This window comes from Planococcus notacanthi (assembly GCF_030407825.1).
GTDB lineage: Bacteria > Bacillota > Bacilli > Bacillales_A > Planococcaceae > Planococcus > Planococcus notacanthi.
This window is the reverse complement of sequence record NZ_JASDCQ010000002.1, coordinates 356,772-373,368: the sequence shown is the minus strand read 5'-3', so window position 1 is coordinate 373,368 and position 16,597 is coordinate 356,772. Positions and strand designations below refer to the sequence as shown.

Annotated in this window: 20 protein-coding genes and 1 riboswitch; of the genes, 8 read left to right on the top strand and 12 right to left on the bottom strand. The window is 43.8% G+C overall.

Annotation, left to right across the window (positions count from 1 at the left end):
- Positions 1 to 26: 26 nt before the first annotated feature.
- Positions 27 to 929: an SDR family NAD(P)-dependent oxidoreductase gene (locus QMA01_RS09360; RefSeq protein ID WP_290214842.1), complete on the bottom strand. Its 903-nt coding sequence runs from the start codon at positions 927 to 929 to the stop codon at positions 27 to 29.
- Positions 930 to 958: 29 nt separating this feature from the next.
- Positions 959 to 1,879 (bottom strand): SDR family NAD(P)-dependent oxidoreductase, encoded by a 921-nt coding sequence (locus QMA01_RS09355; RefSeq protein ID WP_290214841.1) that lies wholly within the window; start codon positions 1,877 to 1,879, stop codon positions 959 to 961.
- Positions 1,880 to 2,021: 142 nt separating this feature from the next.
- Between QMA01_RS09355 and QMA01_RS09350 the strand changes: the two genes are divergently transcribed.
- Complete coding sequence (locus tag QMA01_RS09350) at positions 2,022 to 2,882, top strand: alpha/beta fold hydrolase (protein WP_290214840.1); 861 nt, start codon at positions 2,022 to 2,024, stop codon at positions 2,880 to 2,882.
- Positions 2,883 to 3,031: 149 nt separating this feature from the next.
- Positions 3,032 to 3,520 (top strand): cyclic pyranopterin monophosphate synthase MoaC, encoded by a 489-nt coding sequence (gene moaC / locus QMA01_RS09345; RefSeq protein ID WP_290214839.1) that lies wholly within the window; start codon positions 3,032 to 3,034, stop codon positions 3,518 to 3,520.
- 151 nt (positions 3,521 to 3,671) lie between these two features.
- Here the strand turns inward: moaC and QMA01_RS09340 are convergent, their stop codons facing one another.
- From QMA01_RS09340 to modA, 5 genes are all read right to left on the bottom strand, one after another.
- On the bottom strand, positions 3,672 to 4,187 hold the full coding sequence (locus QMA01_RS09340; RefSeq protein WP_290214838.1) for a MogA/MoaB family molybdenum cofactor biosynthesis protein: 516 nt from the start codon (positions 4,185 to 4,187) through the stop codon (positions 3,672 to 3,674).
- A gap of 17 nt (positions 4,188 to 4,204) precedes the next feature.
- Positions 4,205 to 5,224, bottom strand: a complete 1,020-nt coding sequence (locus QMA01_RS09335; RefSeq protein ID WP_290214837.1) for a ThiF family adenylyltransferase — start codon at positions 5,222 to 5,224, stop codon at positions 4,205 to 4,207.
- Between the two features lie 91 nt (positions 5,225 to 5,315).
- Positions 5,316 to 5,954 (bottom strand): ATP-binding cassette domain-containing protein, encoded by a 639-nt coding sequence (locus QMA01_RS09330; RefSeq protein ID WP_290214836.1) that lies wholly within the window; start codon positions 5,952 to 5,954, stop codon positions 5,316 to 5,318.
- Between the two features lie 4 nt (positions 5,955 to 5,958).
- The gene (gene modB, locus QMA01_RS09325; RefSeq protein ID WP_290214835.1) at positions 5,959 to 6,642 is read right to left on the bottom strand and encodes a molybdate ABC transporter permease subunit; all 684 of its coding nucleotides are present in this window, start codon (positions 6,640 to 6,642) and stop codon (positions 5,959 to 5,961) included.
- On the bottom strand, positions 6,639 to 7,412 hold the full coding sequence (modA, locus tag QMA01_RS09320) for a molybdate ABC transporter substrate-binding protein (protein WP_290214834.1): 774 nt from the start codon (positions 7,410 to 7,412) through the stop codon (positions 6,639 to 6,641). Before modA ends, modB begins: the two co-directional genes overlap by 4 nt.
- Before the next feature lie 168 nt (positions 7,413 to 7,580).
- A riboswitch (SAM riboswitch) is annotated at positions 7,581 to 7,691 on the top strand.
- 80 nt (positions 7,692 to 7,771) lie between these two features.
- On the opposite strand from modA, the gene QMA01_RS09315 reads away from it, so the two are divergent.
- Positions 7,772 to 8,434 (top strand): sulfite oxidase-like oxidoreductase, encoded by a 663-nt coding sequence (locus QMA01_RS09315; protein ID WP_290214992.1) that lies wholly within the window; start codon positions 7,772 to 7,774, stop codon positions 8,432 to 8,434.
- 226 nt (positions 8,435 to 8,660) lie between these two features.
- Here the strand turns inward: QMA01_RS09315 and QMA01_RS09310 are convergent, their stop codons facing one another.
- A complete protein-coding gene (locus QMA01_RS09310; protein ID WP_154749357.1) occupies positions 8,661 to 9,179 on the bottom strand; it encodes a helix-turn-helix domain-containing protein in 519 nt (172 codons plus the stop codon).
- A gap of 212 nt (positions 9,180 to 9,391) precedes the next feature.
- On the opposite strand from QMA01_RS09310, the gene QMA01_RS09305 reads away from it, so the two are divergent.
- Genes QMA01_RS09305 through QMA01_RS09285 form a run of 5 tightly spaced genes read left to right on the top strand, consistent with a single transcriptional unit; the run spans position 9,392 to position 13,551 of the window.
- Entirely contained in the window at positions 9,392 to 9,643 is a 252-nt protein-coding gene (locus tag QMA01_RS09305; protein WP_154749358.1) for a PLDc N-terminal domain-containing protein, read from the top strand.
- A complete protein-coding gene (locus QMA01_RS09300) occupies positions 9,618 to 10,508 on the top strand; it encodes an ABC transporter ATP-binding protein (protein ID WP_191714814.1) in 891 nt (296 codons plus the stop codon). Before QMA01_RS09305 ends, QMA01_RS09300 begins: the two co-directional genes overlap by 26 nt.
- Positions 10,505 to 11,272, top strand: a complete 768-nt coding sequence (locus QMA01_RS09295) for an ABC transporter permease (RefSeq protein ID WP_290214833.1) — start codon at positions 10,505 to 10,507, stop codon at positions 11,270 to 11,272. The genes QMA01_RS09300 and QMA01_RS09295 overlap by 4 nt, the downstream gene beginning before the upstream one ends.
- 19 nt (positions 11,273 to 11,291) lie before the next feature.
- Positions 11,292 to 12,005 carry an ABC transporter ATP-binding protein gene (locus QMA01_RS09290; RefSeq protein ID WP_290214832.1) on the top strand — a complete coding sequence of 238 codons (714 nt, stop codon included), beginning with the start codon at positions 11,292 to 11,294 and terminating at the stop codon, positions 12,003 to 12,005.
- Positions 11,998 to 13,551 (top strand): hypothetical protein, encoded by a 1,554-nt coding sequence (locus QMA01_RS09285; protein WP_290214831.1) that lies wholly within the window; start codon positions 11,998 to 12,000, stop codon positions 13,549 to 13,551. Before QMA01_RS09290 ends, QMA01_RS09285 begins: the two co-directional genes overlap by 8 nt.
- A 351-nt stretch (positions 13,552 to 13,902) precedes the next feature.
- On the opposite strand, the gene QMA01_RS09280 is transcribed toward QMA01_RS09285, so the two are convergent.
- The 4 genes from QMA01_RS09280 to QMA01_RS09265 all read right to left on the bottom strand — a co-directional run bounded on the left by QMA01_RS09280 (position 13,903) and on the right by QMA01_RS09265 (position 16,560).
- Positions 13,903 to 14,301 carry a hypothetical protein gene (locus QMA01_RS09280; RefSeq protein WP_290214830.1) on the bottom strand — a complete coding sequence of 133 codons (399 nt, stop codon included), beginning with the start codon at positions 14,299 to 14,301 and terminating at the stop codon, positions 13,903 to 13,905.
- A gap of 85 nt (positions 14,302 to 14,386) precedes the next feature.
- Entirely contained in the window at positions 14,387 to 14,851 is a 465-nt protein-coding gene (locus tag QMA01_RS09275) for a hypothetical protein (RefSeq protein ID WP_290214829.1), read from the bottom strand.
- 76 nt (positions 14,852 to 14,927) lie between these two features.
- A complete protein-coding gene (locus QMA01_RS09270; protein WP_191714809.1) occupies positions 14,928 to 15,374 on the bottom strand; it encodes a DUF7878 domain-containing protein in 447 nt (148 codons plus the stop codon).
- Between the two features lie 517 nt (positions 15,375 to 15,891).
- Positions 15,892 to 16,560, bottom strand: a complete 669-nt coding sequence (locus QMA01_RS09265; RefSeq protein ID WP_290214991.1) for a DUF3885 domain-containing protein — start codon at positions 16,558 to 16,560, stop codon at positions 15,892 to 15,894.
- Positions 16,561 to 16,597 lie beyond the last annotated feature (37 nt).

Below are 16,597 nucleotides of genomic sequence, written 5' to 3'. Positions count from 1 at the left end.
TCATTCCTCCTCAGTTCTGCATTCAGTCATGTTTTGGTTTTCAGCCGCTCACGCAAATCACCTGATACGCTTGTCCCTTCAGGACTGGATTCGTATAGGCTGCCGGATGTGGGCGGAGCAGGAGGGGCTTCCTGGATCATATTAAATAGAGTGCGTCCGGTCGATCCTTTAGTCGTTTTCGGCATCAGCGAACCGGCAATCGCAATACCTTTGGATTTAGCGCCAATTTCCACTGATTTTTTCGGATTATCAATGAGCCCGATGATGGTATCCACCACTTTTTGCGGATCATCTGCCGGTCCGACAAGAATTTCATGGCCGCTGTAATTGCCCGCATGCTTTGTCCAAGGGGTATCGGTTACCCATGGATCCACTGAACAGATATGAATATCGTCAAAGCCATCCATTCTCATCTCCTGATGCAAGCCATTGCTTAATCCTGAAATGCCGTATTTGCTGCCTGTGTAAGCGGCGCCAAAAGGAAGTGGCGTTTTGCTGGCGAAAGAGGAAACGTTGATCAGCGTTCCATACCCTTGTTTCTTGAATTGTTTCAAGGCATAGTGGCTGCCATAAATAGTGCCAAGAAAATTGATTTCCACCGTCCGATTCAAATCCTTTAGCGGCGTATCCGTGAATGAACCATATGTTCCAATGCCTGCGTTATTGATCCAGACGTCGATTTTGCTGAACGCATCCACCGCTGCTTCGTACAGCTTAGCGATATCTTCTTCCCTGCTGACATCCGCCGTCACGGCAATGGCATTCGGACCGCAGGATTCCGCCAGCGCTTCAATTCCCTTGGTGCGGCGTGCCGCTACTACAACATTGGCTCCTTGTGCTGCCAGTTGCTGCGCCACGCCTTTGCCGATGCCGCTCGAGGTGCCCGTTATGACGACCGTCAGTCCTGCACGTTTTATTTCAGTTGCCATGTCTATTCCTCCTATCCATAAAACTGGCTTCAGTGTTGCTTTCCTTTTCGAAGCTGTTGCTTCAATCGGTTCCGCATATTTCCGGAGACCGCTATCCCTTCCGGCCGAGGTGAATGGATGCTGCCCGAAGTGTTTTTGGCGATCGGCGCCGCCTTCAGCATCTCCAGCAATAAAGCGCCATTCAATTTCTCCGTAATGTGGGGCATCATCTGCTTGGACACAATGGCGGCTTTTGATTTGATGCCGATTTCCACACTTTCCTGCGGCCGGTCAATCAGGTCAATAACAGCGGCAATCACAGTTTCTGGAGCATCGACCGGCCCCAATGTAATTTCGTGGCCGCTGTAGTTTCCGGAATGCTCAGGCCAGGGTGTGTCGGTAACCCACGGATGTACCATACAAACATGGATATCTTTCCACCCTTCCATCTCCATTTCCAGATGCAGGCCTGCAGTCAGTCCTGCAATGCCATATTTTGTTGCACAATAGACAGCGCCGAACGGCAGCGGCACGCTGCTGATAAAAGAAGACATATTAATCAGAGTTCCAGATCTGTTCTCTTTAAAGTGGCGAAGGGCGCAATGGCTGCCATAAACCATGCCTTTCAAGTTAATGTCCACTAGCCGCAGCATGTCATCCAGCGGAACGTCCGTGAACGATCCCATGATGCCAAGCCCCGCATTATTGATCCAGACATCCACCTTGCCGAAACGGGATTCCGCCGCAGCCATCAGCCTGGCCACTTCCTCTTGCTTGCTGACATCCGTCGTTACAGCCAATGCGCGGTCGCCAAGCTCTGCTGCAAGTTCCTCAATCAAGCCGGTCCGCCTGGCCGCCAGCACCACATTGGCGCCATCCGCTGCCAACTGCTCGGCAATGCCCTTGCCAAAACCGCTCGAAGCTCCAGTGACAACTACAGTCAATCCTTGCCGATCCTTTTTTCGGCCCACTTCCTCTCCCCCTGTCTGGAAAATAAATTCGCTTTGTTTGCTTACTAACTACCCCTTTCACCATAACGAAAACGTATTTTCAGAGGGGTTCGGAAAGTCTTTTTGAGGGAAATGGGAGTATTAAAAAGAAAGGAGAGAAGCTATGTTGCTTGAAAATTTTCAGACCGCGACAATTAACACTGGCGAAACGGAGATTTATGTGTGTTATGGAGGAGCTGGCCCTCCACTGCTTCTGCTCCACGGACATCCGCAAACCCATGTAATGTGGCATCTGCTTGCGCCACGGCTGGCAAAGGATTATACCGTGATAATGCCGGATTTGCGGGGATATGGTGACAGTTCCAAGCCTGCCTCTTCTCCTGATCATTCAACTTATTCCAAACGGGCGATGGCCAGAGACCAAGTAGCCGTCATGAAACAGCTCGGCTTTTCCCGTTTCTCAGTCATTGGCCATGACCGGGGAGCCCGATGCGCCTACCGTTTAGCGCTGGACTTTCCTGATGCGGTGGAAAAGCTTGTAGTCATGGACATCATTCCAACCGGAGAAGCCTTTAGAAGAGCGGATAAAGAATTCGCTATAGGCTATTGGCATTGGTTTTTCCTTGCCCAGCCTTTTGACTTTCCAGAACGGATCATCGAGGCAAATCCTCATAACTTTTACTTCCAAGGCACACGCCACCTATTTCGTCCCGAGGCGCTTGCCGAATATTGGCGGGGCATCCAAAATCCTGGAACAATCCACGCCATGTGCGAGGATTACCGCGCCGGTGCCACCGTCGATTATGAACTGGACGAAGCCGACCGGGGAACAAATAAAATCATCTGTCCCGTCCTCGTCCTGTGGGGCGAGAAAGGAGCATTACCGAAGTGGTACGAGGTGCTGGATGTTTGGAGAGACTGGGCGGATGACGTCAAAGGGCGCGGCATCGATTGCGGACATTATCTTGCAGAAGAGGCTCCTGAGGAAACCGGCGAAGAAGTGCTACAGTTTTTGAAGGAGTGAAAAGTCGTCATAATAATCTCTGTAACAGCCACAGAGATTATTCCTTTTATCTTAGAGAAAGATTCTTTTTATTTGTTTTATTAGGCTCATTAGCGGCTTCCACCAGCCGTGCTATACTGAAATCATTCAATAACGAAAGGATGATTTCTTTGTCTGAACTAACTCATTTCAATGCCCAGGGCCGCGCCAAAATGGTCGATGTCTCTGACAAACAGGACAGTGTCCGTACAGCCCGTGCCACCACTTCGGTACTGCTGAATAAAGCAATTTACCAGCAGATCAAAGAAGGCACCAATAAAAAAGGCGATGTCTTTGCCGTGGCACAAGTTGCCGGCATCATGGCTGCCAAAAATACTGCGCAAATCATTCCGATGTGCCATCCTTTGGCGCTGAGCGGTGTCGATATTGAATTTCAATGGAACGTCGATGAAGACGCCAATCATTTTGAAGTGCTGTTAACTGCCGAAGTCAAAACAAAAGGGCCAACCGGCGTCGAAATGGAAGCTCTCACGGCCGCATCAGCTGCTGCTTTAACCATCTACGATATGTGCAAAGCAGCCGGTAAGGACATGGTCATCGGACCGACCATGCTGCTCCAGAAAACCGGCGGAAAATCAGGCGACTACGAGCGTAGTTGACTGGATTTGATTTACTGAAAGCAGCCAACTTGCCACATGGTAAGCAGCTGGGCTATCCCAAACGTAAAAAAAGCCTCCGGACTTGTCATACACTGACAAATCCGGAGGCTTCACATTTTATAGATGAGTGATTTTAACACACGTCAACCACTTAACGGTCCAATTGCTGATGCTTGGTCAATTCGGAGCGGATATGCTGGATTTCCGGCAAGATCAATCGTTCCATCGCCAATTTTACAGCTCCACGGGAACCTGGCAGGACAAAAATGGCTTTGTCGTTGGCAATACCCGCTGCAGCACGGCTTAACAGCGCTTTTGTGCCGATGTCCTCTAAAAAACTGACGTAACGGAAGAGCTCACCGAAGCCGTCAATTTCCTTTTCGAAAAACGGTTTGACCGCCTCGAGCGTGACATCGCGTTTGGCGATTCCTGTCCCTCCCGTTGTAATAATTACATCCACTTCCTCATTCTCCAGCCATTCCGACAGGCTGACGCGAATAGACGCGATGTCATCTTCCACGACATCGTAACCCACAAGTTCCAGCCCTTCATTTCGGGCAAGCCGCTGCACGAGCTGGCCTCCGGTATCCGTTTCTTTTGTCCGTGTATCACTGATCGTCAGTACCGCGACACGAACCTGATGATCCCCTTTGAATGATTCTGACATTTAACTTCCCCCTTTGTTTAGCCGAAGACTTGATGATACAATTTCCGGCCGGCTGCCACATTATGGACTCCGTGTATCAGCAACCGGCCATTCCCGAACAGCACCATTCGGTGATTGAAGACCTTCAATTCGACGAAATAAGGTGTCCGTTTTACTTCAGCTTCCAAACGGGCACCGACTTTTTCAGCATCGTCTAATGTGATGGGACGGTTCGGATCGGGCAGAATCTGCACCGCGTCCCTGCCGCATAGAACGGCATAGGAACTCGCACCTGTTTCATTGAGTGACGGGAAGACGGCATCCGGTCCGCAGGTTTTGCAGGAGGGATCTTTGATGCGCGACACGCCGATATCCAACTGGCTGTTGTCCCAAAGATTGAAATGATGGATCTTTTTCCGCATTGCCACGCGGTTGCCGCTTAGCCATTTCAAGGCTTCCGTACATTGAAGCGCCGCCGTCACTTGGACAGCCGGCGAGATGATGCCGACCGTATCACAGGTTTCATTGATTGCAGGAAGCACCGGCAACAGGCAACGGAAACAAGAGCTTTCTCCCGGTATGAATGGAAAAACCACTCCTGAACTTCCGACACAGGCGCCGTAGATCCACGGCACGCCGAACTTCACAGAAGCATCGTTGATCAACAAGCGGGTTTCAAAATTATCGGTGGCATCCAGGATCAAGTCGCTGACAGCCGCCAGCTTCTCCATCCCTGCTGCATCCAGATGTTCCAAATACGTGAACAACTGAAGATCGCTGCGAATCGCTTTCAGCCTTTGCTCGGCGGCTGCGACTTTTGGCAGCATCTGCCGGGCATCTGTTTCGGTGAAAAGCTGTTGGCGCTGCAGATTCGACAACTCAACATAATCCCGGTCGACCAAGTGGATGGTCCCGATGCCCGCGCGTGTCAGTGTTTCAGCAATGGCGGAACCTAAAGCGCCACAGCCGACGATCGTGACCGTCGAGAACTCCAGCTTGTGCTGGCCGGTTTGGCCGAGCGGTTTGAATAAGACCTGTCTTGAATAGCGTTCATCCACATTGGTTCCCCCTTTTCCATCCGCTTGGCGACCCAAACGGTTTACTCGTTACTATCACTGTACCATGGCTTTTCTCAAACTGAAGCAGACATCAAACCACAGCTTCTTCAGCCATTTGCCCTTTCTCGACCCGGATGATGCGGTCTGCCAATTTTTCAGCATCCGCAATCCGATGTGTCACAAAAATGATGGGGATTTGCCATTGTTCATGAATCCGCAGTAACTCCTCTTGGCAACGGTCTCGATTGGCATCATCCAAAGCCGAAAACGGCTCGTCCAGCAACAGGATATCCGGCTGTGCAGCCAATGCCCGCGTCAACGCAACACGCTGTTTTTCGCCTCCTGAAATCTGGTGCGGATATTTTCCAAGAAGCCCAGTAATGCCAAGAATTTTGGTCAGTTCGGTGATATGCGGTACATCCGTTCTTCCGGGCTGTGCATAGAGAATATTTTGTTCGGCAGTGAGATGCGGAAACAGCGCATAATCCTGAAATAAATAACCGATTTTCCTCTTTTGGATTTTCAACGGCTTTTGCCCGTCCTTGTAAAAATGCCGGCCGTTTAACAGAATCGTTCCGTTATCCGGATGGACAATGCCTGCCAGACAGTTCAATAAAGTTGTTTTGCCCGAACCGGAAGAGCCGACCAATGCCAGAATTTCTTTATCCAATTCGAATTGCATCTCCAAATTGAAATGATCCAATTGTTTTTGAAAATCCACTTTCAGCATCCGCTTACTCCCTTCCAATACGTACAGCATTCTTTTTTCGCCAATAATTGACCCATGTGATGGCAGCTACTCCAAGCGACGAAATGATCAGCACCCAAAACAGGGCTTTTTCCATATCCCCTGCTTCATAAGCGAAGTAAATCGCTAGCGGCACGGTCTCTGTAACGCCCGGAATGTAACCCGCAATCATCAATGTGGCTCCGAATTCACCGATGCCACGGGCAAATGCCAAAATCAAACCTGCCAAAATACCTGACCAGGCAAGCGGAAAGGTGATGGTCCGGAAAATCCGCCATTCGGATACGCCCATCGTCCGCGCCACATTCTCCCAGCGCGGATCCACTTTATCAAAAGCAGCCATAACGCTTTGATACATCAGCGGCAGTGACACGACGAATGAAGCGATCGCTGCCCCGATCCAGGTAAAGACCACGCGAAACCCAAACCATTGTTCAAGCAGAATCCCAAGCGGCCCATTGACGCCGAACAAGACGATCAAGCCGAAGCCGATGACAGTCGGCGGCAAGACCAAAGGCAGCAAAATCAACGCTTCCACAAGGCTTTTGCCGAAAAATTCACGTCTGCTCATCAACCGTGCAAGCGCCAAGCTAGCCAAAAACACAAATAGAGTGGAAATAACCGCAACTTTCAGCGACAGCCAAAGCGGCGACAAATCATACGGCATCATGGCGTTGCCTCATTTGCCGGCAAGAAGCCGTATTGTTCGAGGATGGCCTGTCCTTTGGGACCCGCTACAAAATCCAGAAAAGCCAAAGCGGCCTGCTGCTTTTGTGAATCTGCTACAACGGCTCCCGGATAGACGACAGGATTTTCTTGCCCCGGCACTTCGAGCGCCCCTTTTATTTCCTGGGAAATAACCGCATCCGAGGAATAGACGATGCCAAGTCCGGCATTTCCGCTTTCGATATACGTCACCACTTGCCGTGCATCTTTTGCATAGATAAGGCGCCCTTCAAGCGGCTGCCATAACCCTTGGCTGTCCAGCGCCTGCTTTGTGAAATTTCCAACCGGTACGCTGTCCGGCTCCCCGATCGCAATGGTTTCTTCTGCAGTCATCACTGTTTCTGTAAAATCTGCAGTTTTCGGAAATTCCTCTAAGGAAGCAAGCACCAGGCGATTTTCAGCAAAAGGCACCACAGTTTCGGCTTTCACCAGTTGCTCGGATTCCAGCTGCTCCATATCCTTTTCACTGGCCGATAAAAATAAATCTGCCGGTGCGCCTTGTTCAATTTGGCTTCGCAGCTTGCTCGATGATCCATAATTGAATGACAGCTCGATATCCGGCTCCAATTGATGAAATTCCTCTTCCATTTTTTTCATCACTTCTGTCAGGCTTGAAGCTGTTGAAACAAGCAGCTCATCGCCGTTTTCTGCTGTTGTGTTGGTGCAGCCGCTCAACAGTACGGCCATTCCTATAATGCCGATCATTTTTTTCATTTTGCAGGACTCCTTATAAACAAAAAGTGACGCTTGCTATGCACGTGATTCTCCACGTACTATCAGTATAACGCCAGCCGGAGAGAAGCTGAATTATTTTCCGAATAATCTTGCAGGAAATAAGCGGTTTCGGTAAAATAAGTCATACCAGAAATTAAATACGCTTTATCCTTATCAAGAGAGGCAGAGGGAATGGCCCGATGACGCCCGGCAACCGCCAGTTCACAAACTGGAATGGTGCCAAATCCAACAGAACCACGATGTTCTGAAAGATGAGGAAGAGAATTTCACCAGCAGACCCAACTCTTCCCTTTTTCAGTGGAAGAGTTTTATTTATTTTAAGGAGTGATCACATGAAGCTGAGCAAAGCCGAACGAATCAAACGTACGCGGGTCCCTGTAGTGGATCCTTCTCTGGTTGAACGCCTGCCGCCTGGACAGGTGTTGACCGAGCGCTTTCCTGTCCTGCACGAAGGCGAGGTGCCGGTTTACGATATGGCCACTTGGACATTGAAAATCTTCGGCCAGGTTGATAAGGAAATCACGCTGCATTATGAAGATCTGCTGAAATTGCCGCAAACGACAATAACACGCGACATCCATTGTGTGACACGCTGGTCCCGCTTCGACAATACCTTTACCGGCGTCCGTTTTATTGACCTGATAAAAGAATTGGGCGTAACGCCGAAAAGCGGCTATGTGATGCTTCACGGTGACTACGATTACATCACCAATGTCGCATTATCCGATTTGGACCGGGAAGACGTGCTGCTTGCCCATTCACTTGACGGCGAACCGTTGACCGCCAAGCATGGTTACCCGCTGCGTTTTATCGTACCCCATCTGTATTTTTGGAAAAGTGTCAAATGGGTCCGAGGCATCGAATTCATCGATGAAAACCAGCCGGGCTTTTGGGAGCAGAACGGTTTCCACATGAACGGCGACCCGTTTCAGGAAGAGCGCTTTTCCGGCGAAGACTTGGAAATCCCTGAAGACGAATGGGAGAAAAAAGATTTTGACTGACTCTGGCCAGTCTTATGATTCCAGGATAATTGAACTGTCACTTTAAGAGATAACTTGCATCAATTTAGAACTTTATATTTCGTATTATTTCAAAGAACCCATCAATCCTTCATGTGAAGGTTGATGGGTTCTTTAAATCATATATAGAATGAATGGCAGCTTCCGATAAACCTCTCATATGTAAACAAAATTAATTAAAGCACATTTTCTTCTCAAAGAAGAGAAATTACGGAATAATCACCATCGAAATCGTACGATCTGTTCCATCTTTATCTTCTTTTCTATTATAGTATTTTTCCATTAACGTACTTAACTCCGACTGAAAATCTTCGAATGAGTTATCTGTTAAGTTCAATTTCACTAAGGAAAATGTCGCTTGATCTTGAGTACCTTCGCCAACTCTGTTCTCATGATAGTCTTTGTAGTTCTGAAGAATATACATAAAAAAGTAAGTTACAAATTTTATTTTATCGCTGTATGTTGCAGACTGCCAATCTTCTTCACTGATCTTATAGGCTTGGGTATTCAGCGCATACAGCTTTTCTTCAACTTTTCCAATTCGATTTATACCAACGACTTTCAATAAATCGTCATCAACCATTGAGTTCACATGTCTGTATAATGTTGCTTGCGATACTTCTTTCAATAGTTTATTCAGTTGCATAATCGAGTATCCTTCATCGACATCTATTAATTCCAAAGCGATTTTAAACCTGACCTGGTTTTTAAATAAATCAAATTCCATCTATTTCAATCCCCTTTTTATTCATGATAGTGAGCTGTTATATAGACTTTCTTCGGGATTACCAACTTCTTGTCACCATTTATATCAGGATTTTCTTACAATAAAAAATGATATTACTCTTTAATGTATTTTGAGTCTGTATCTAAAATACAATAATATGGTTGACTTTTCAATTATCATTATTGATAATGATAATTGAAGGAGTGATTCAGATGAATACAGATATGTCTGCTCTACTGGAAATTGACTGGCCACAGATTTTGCCTTTTGCCTTGCCAATTATTTTCTTCAACTTATTACTGATTGGAGTTGCACTCTATGATTGGTACAAAAGAAAAGTGCTGATTGTCTCCCCCTATATTTGGCTGGTCATCATTCTATTGCTCCAATTGCTCGGACCGATACTGTATTTAGTGATTGGAAGGAGAATGATCCGAAATGATTACAGTCGAGAAGCTTCATAAGACCATCAAAAAAAGAAAAATTTTAAGCGATGTCACCTTCTCAATTGCCGAAGGCGAGTGTGTGGGCTTGTTGGGACCGAACGGAGCCGGAAAAACGACGCTCATTAAATGCATGACCGGCATTCTGCAACATGAACAAGGAGCCATCACGTTCAATTCCACACCCATCGTGCAGCACAAGAAAAGCATTGGCTATTTGTCCCAGCAGACGGACTTCAAGCCGTGGATGACCTGTGAAGAATCGCTCTTTTTCTTCGGAAAATTGTCGGGCTTGGATAAGGAGTTTTTACAGGGGAATATTTCAGCGGTTTTAAAAGAAGTCGGGCTTGAGGAAAAGGGACATTACAAAGTGGAACAATTATCCGGCGGCATGAAGCAGCGGCTAGGGATCGCCCAGGCCATTTTGCACCAGCCGCTGCTGCTGATTTTGGATGAACCGGTTTCTGCGTTGGATCCGATCGGCCGGAATGAAGTAAAAAAATTGATTGCTCGCTTAAAGAAGCGGACGACCGTCATCATTTCGACCCATATATTGGATGACGCCAGCGAATTTTGCGACCGGTTTATCATCATTAAAAATGGAAGGATTGTCGGAAACATAAATGACGATTTTCAGAAAACAGAGCGTAAACAAATCCTTGTGAAGATGGGGAATGTCCCAAAAACAAGTGAAGCTTTGAAAAGCTCTGAGGTTGAAGGCGTTGAATGCCTATCACCGAACACCTTTCTTTTAACAGGAGCTAAAGAATTGCATTTAAATAAAGTCGTAAACGACTTCGCTGCAAAAGAAATGGATATTACGTCCATTGAGTTTTATGAAAGAGGGATAGAAGAAATTTTCCTGGAGATGGTGTCGGACACATGACAAACTTTTATACATTAACGCACACTGAACTAGTAGAAGCCGCAAAAGAATTTAAGTTCATCTGGTTAACGCTGTTTTTCGTGATTTTGGGCCTTACTCAACCGCTGATCACTAAATACATGGACGTTATACTTGAAAATGTTGGCGGCGCAGATGGCATCACCATCGATCCGAACCGGCCGGTACCAAGTTCTGCTGAAGTTCTACTGTCCACCATTTCCGGCCAATTCAATCAAATCGGACTCATCATCCTGATTATTAGCTTAATGGGGCTGATTGCAGCCGACCGCAATAGCGGTATGCAAAATTTCATATTGACCCGCCCTGTTTCACTGCGCTCCTACCTAGTGTCAAAGCTGGCTGGCCATTGGATAATCAGCATGTTCAGCATCTCCATAGGGGCAGTCGTTTCCTATGTTTACACCATCTTCTTATTCGGTTCTTTCTCTTTTTCAAACTTTGTGCTGTTTCTGCTGTTGTACAGTTTGTGGATCCTTTTCGTCGTGAGTCTTGCCATCTTGATCAGTACCTTTGTGAAGAGCCCCATCCTGATCGCCGTCACAACAATCGCTGCTTCTATTTTCTTTATTCTGATCAAGGGGTTCAACCACCTCTTGTTCCAGCTATCCCCAGGCGGCATCTTAAATCTGGCGGAGAACCAGTTGCTGTCGGTCCACGACTTGAATTACTTCAGTATTGCAACTTGTTTGGCATTCATTTCACTGAATCTCTCATGGGCCAGTAGGAATCTGAAAAAGGCATAATTGAAGGAGGCTGGTTCAAATGTTATCGATTAACAACTTGACCAAGTTATACAAAGGATCTGAAAAAGGCATTAAGAACTTAACCTTAGATTTGGTTAAAGGCGATATTTGCGCTTTCATCGGCATGAACGGGGCAGGAAAAACGACTTCCATAAAATCCATCGTGGGCATTCATGGCTTCGATCAAGGAGATATTGAATTAGATGGCGTGAGTATAAAGAAAAACCCACAAGAATTTAAACAGATCGTCGGATATTCGCCCGACACTCCTGTACTCTACGGAAACATGACGGGGTATTCGTACTTGGAACTCATTGGAAGCATTTATCAAATTGATAACGCGACGATAAACGAGCAATTGAACACTTTGCTGAAAAAGCTCAATTTCGGCAGTGCTATCCATGAGTTGATTTCTACCTATTCGCATGGCATGAAACAAAGACTGGTGCTCATTTCCATCCTTATGCACAATCCAAAACTGATCATATTGGATGAACCCTTTGTCGGATTGGATCCGAACGCCACTTATTTTTTACAGGAAGAAATGAAGAAACGGGCAGCTGAAGGATCCATTGTGTTGTATTCGACTCATGTTTTAGAAGTAGCGGAAAAGCTCTGCAACAAAGTGGTCATGATCCACAACGGCGAAGTGGTCGTCAATGATACGATGATCAATCTATTGTCCGAAAGTAGCTTAAGTGAAAAATTCAGGGGCATCACAGCACATGAGTAAGCTCATCCAATTGCAAAAGTATAGCTTAGCAAATGATTTTCAGTTTTACAGATTGGGATCATCCACTAATCAGGACGACCGAAAGCATGCTGTTCTTACGTTGGCGGGCTATTGTGCCGCTGTTGTCATGGCCATTGGCTATATTGTCTATATCGCCTTTGATTTGTACATCCGCGAAGAATCCATGTTGTTTTTTCCGATTCTTTCGTCCATTTTGTTTTGGGCCTTGGGGTTCTGGACCATCTTAAGCGGCCTTAAAAAATTGATTTTTTCTTCAGATACTGAACTTATTTTCAGCCTGCCCATGCCATTGTGGCAAGCCAAGCTATTTAATGTAATCAAACTCCTGATCCTTTATTTACTCGTTGCTGCAATAGCCGTTTTTGCTGGCATCTTGTTGCATATGTTCATTCTTCCCGACTTCTGGTTCGTACTATTATCCAGTCTTCTTCTTGTTGTGATCCTCCCTTTACTAGTTATCGCAACAACATTCATCATTTCATTAGCAGTAAAAGTTCTCCTTAATTTTTTAAGAATCCATAGTAATGTGATCGAAGCTTTGCTTACATTCTTTTTATTCCTTTCACCTCTTTTATACAACACGTACAACTCTGCTTCATTAAATTACAAAGACATTTTTTCCAATAGTTCTCCACTCTACTTATTCGGCATCATTAGCAATTCTACATCAGAAGTTGGCTTCTTCAATTTAGTGTGCATACTAGGAATAACTCTCGCTCTTGTTCTCATAACCGGCTACGTATTTACTAAAAGATATGCTTTCTTAGTTGCAAGCTACTCTACTTCGTCAAAAAGGAAAACTCGTGATTCTAGCACACTTTCTTCCAATAGTTTATTTAAAAATCTATTCTCAAAAGAGCTGAAACTTTATCTATCATCTATCACCTATGTCAGCAATACGGTACTAACACCTGCGCTATTACTAATTGGCAGCCTGGCTTACTTGTTCAATATTTCCCCTCTGTTGTATGACTATACCTTGGAACTGTCAATTATCACGTTATCAAGCAAGTATATCTTCATACTATTTACTACTGTATGCATTCTTTTGACCACAACAACTTCATCAAGCCTATCTTTTGAAGGCCAAAGCATCTGGATTTTGTTGACGTCTCCGCTCTCTTTGATGGACCTTGCAAAAGCCAAGATCGCATTAAACGTGCTGCTATTTGTGCCCGGATTAGCTTGTGCTATTTTGGTCTATACTCAAAATTTCAGTTCATCGTTATTGGATTCACTGCTCTTCATTTCTTTTACCATCACTAGTTTACTTCTTGTCAGCATTGTGGGCTTCTTTGTCAATTTGAAATTCCCTAATTATAACTGGTCCAGTGAGATGGAAGTAATCAAGCAGGGTAAATCCACTATAATCACCGCTATTCTCAGTACATGTCTCCTCTCTATTACCGGGATTTTAATCATACTGGATTTCAGTTTCACATTTCATCTTCTTTTATTGGTCAATGTCTCCATAATTACATTCCTAATTTATAAACTAAGGGAAAGCTCGTTAATTATGGATTAAAGCAATGAGCTCCGCCAAGTATGAATTAAACAACATCTCTTGAACAGTTGGCACCAGAAGCTTTGGCGTCGTTTTCCTGTTAATGCAGCTCTTGGAAGATGGATTTTGAATTTGTTGTTTCTTCTTTCTTCCCATTAATCGAATGGTTACAGGCATTGGTTACACTCATTGTTGGTGTGTACTAAATAGAAGGGAGACATTCAGAAATCACCAAATGTCTCCCTTCTATTTTGCAGCTTCCGATAACTCATTGATATGTAAACTATGTCCTTCACAATTCCAACTTTAATGTCGGACAGAATAGCCTTTTGAATGTAACTTAATTAGTATTATGTTACATTCAACAAAAAATTATTTAGCGTCGTATTCTGGAATTTCACTTTTTACAACCATCTTTATAAAAGCATTATAGGGGTATTCCAAAACTCTCTTTTTTACTTCGGTTTTTAAGATTTTAAAGTTTTCTCTATCTGAAATTTCTTCGGATAGACTCATCTGTTGAATAAATCGCTTTGTATATCTGACTATGTTGTCATATTCTCTATTCGTCTTATCAATTAAAAAGATAAAGTTTTTTTGTTTCTCTGTTTTATAGTCCAGATAAATCACAGCGTATCCTACAACTTCCGTTAATCTCCCATCCCAATATTCATCAAAATCATCCGAATCATTTACTCCTACAATAAAAAAGAATTCAATATTTTCGTCTCTATATAATCGAGAAAAAGAATAATTTTCAAATTCAGCCACTTAATTATTCCCCCTTTTAAATTCATAAAAGTGTTTGGTAAACAAACTGAATGTAACTTAATTGCTAATAAGTTACATTCGTTTTTCATATTCCCAAATGGTAAAGATAGAGGCTCTCTTCTTCCAATCTCTCAATCATTGACAGCAGCCTTTTCAATAATTCAAGCACCTCATTTCTAAAAAATACTAGACGTTCACGCCCGCCCAACACTTTTTTATTGGAAGAATACACGAATTCCCCAGTCAGCTCCAGCCTTTCAGGGAAATTCATAAATAAAGAGTGCCATGCCGTGATGATACTTTTCAAAGTTGCTGCTGACGTTTGATCAAAAAGAGTCACCCCATAATAATTTATTCCTGTGTCTTCTTTCGTCATCGATATCGCTGGATTTTTACATGGAATCCAGTTCAAAGAATCGGCTATGTATTGAATCAAATCGTCTGGTATATCTATAGAGTCAATAATGTCTACATTTTGTTCATTGCGTTTCATCAACTCTGGATAGGCCACTGTATTGGGCACTAAGAAAAATTCATGTTCTAGACTCATCTATCATCCCTCCTTAAGCTTTCAGTTTCTGGGGTTTTGAATGTAACTTAATTCACAATAAGTTACATTCAATTTATCAGAATCGAGTGAAGTATGAATACTTGATATTGAACTTCCTCAACAAAGTATCTTCTAGTTTAGTTAAATATCGGTCTACTGCTTTTAACAACACATCAGAAGCTATTGTGCTTTTGTGTTCAAATTCTTGCCAAATTGAAAACAGCTGCCATTCATTTTCGCTTTTTCTAACAAAAGCTAAGATGGGTCCTTCTCTTTCATCATGTTCCATCGTAAAGTAATAAAAATCATTTTCTCCTTCGGAATCTTTCACTCTCCACTTTTTTAAAGCAATTCCCAGTTCAAGCAACGCTAAGGACTGTTCATGAAAGAAACACGAATGACCGATATGAATGGTTAATTCCCCTTGCACATCAATCAATAATTTTCCGTTTTTCTGTCGAATTAGCTTTTTATCTAATTTCAATAACGGATCCAATTCAAAATCAATAGCCAGATTCTCCATGCCATCACTCCTTCAGTGCGTTTCTACTGGAATTTTTCAGTGTGAATGTAACTTAACTGTACTTAGGTTACATTCAGAATCAATAAAACGATTACCAATAGTCTAATAAAATTTATGTTTATTTAGCTACTGGTAGTTAAGTTGTATTCAGGAGAATCACTTTTAGAACCACAAGTGGTTTTTGTATTAGGCGTAATTATTATAAAATCGCGGTAAAAATATAGACGATTCAGCATATGCAGGATTTAAAGTAGATGTTCCTTATCCCAGCCAACATTTTTCGGAAATCCTTATATATCAGTACTTCTAATGATTTAATGCTATAAAATAACCGTTAACTACTACATGAATTCGACAGATAAAGTAAGAAAAATCGCTTTGGGATTGCTGTTGAGACTACTCATATTTTTAAACTACCGGTAGTTGATCATTTCATTATCGGTCTTGTGAGTATCAGAATAATAATAAAGACCAGGTAGGGATTTTTCATTTGTCTGGTCTTATGGAATGTAACTGGTTACGAAAATAACTGTTTCATATCGTCACGGTTATATTCATAGAGCCACTCAGCGTATTTTTCATACAACGGACGCAATGTCTCTTTATCCGCGGCAATTACTTCACAGCCTCGATCATCGTAAATAAAGAAGATCGTATTCTTGGTGAGGTTGATGAAAAAAGTATCAGGATAATACATTCCCTTTTCTCTTCTGAATTTGGGCTTCAAGGGAAAATCTTCGTTACAGGCAGCCTGGATCAGCTGATGGTAACGTAAATCATGTTTCTTGCATTTCAATTGATACTGCGCCGTATAATAGTCGTCCGCTTCTTCTTCCTCATCGAAAACATAGGGAAGTGTGTTCAGCTTTAATTGTAAGGTCAACTTTTTATTTTTGACGCCATTTTTGTATACCTTGAACGGCTTTGTTCTTCCATTGGCGTTTTTTTGGTGATAAACATTCGTTACTAAAACCAATTCATCCTCTTCAGAAAAAAGGTCATTAAAGATTGCCAAAGTTTGCTTGTATGCATTTTCAAACCGATGCATATTCAGTTTGTCCCCTTCTTCAAACTGATAAATCCCTAATCCCAGTTCGAAATGAATGCCTGTTTTCCATTGAAGATAAAGGCTTGGTCTTAAAACCAGTCCTGGAAAAGTAGTATGCAAATAATCTTGTAGATTCATCAATTTATATGCTCCTTTTTTGAAAAGAAATTTCTTA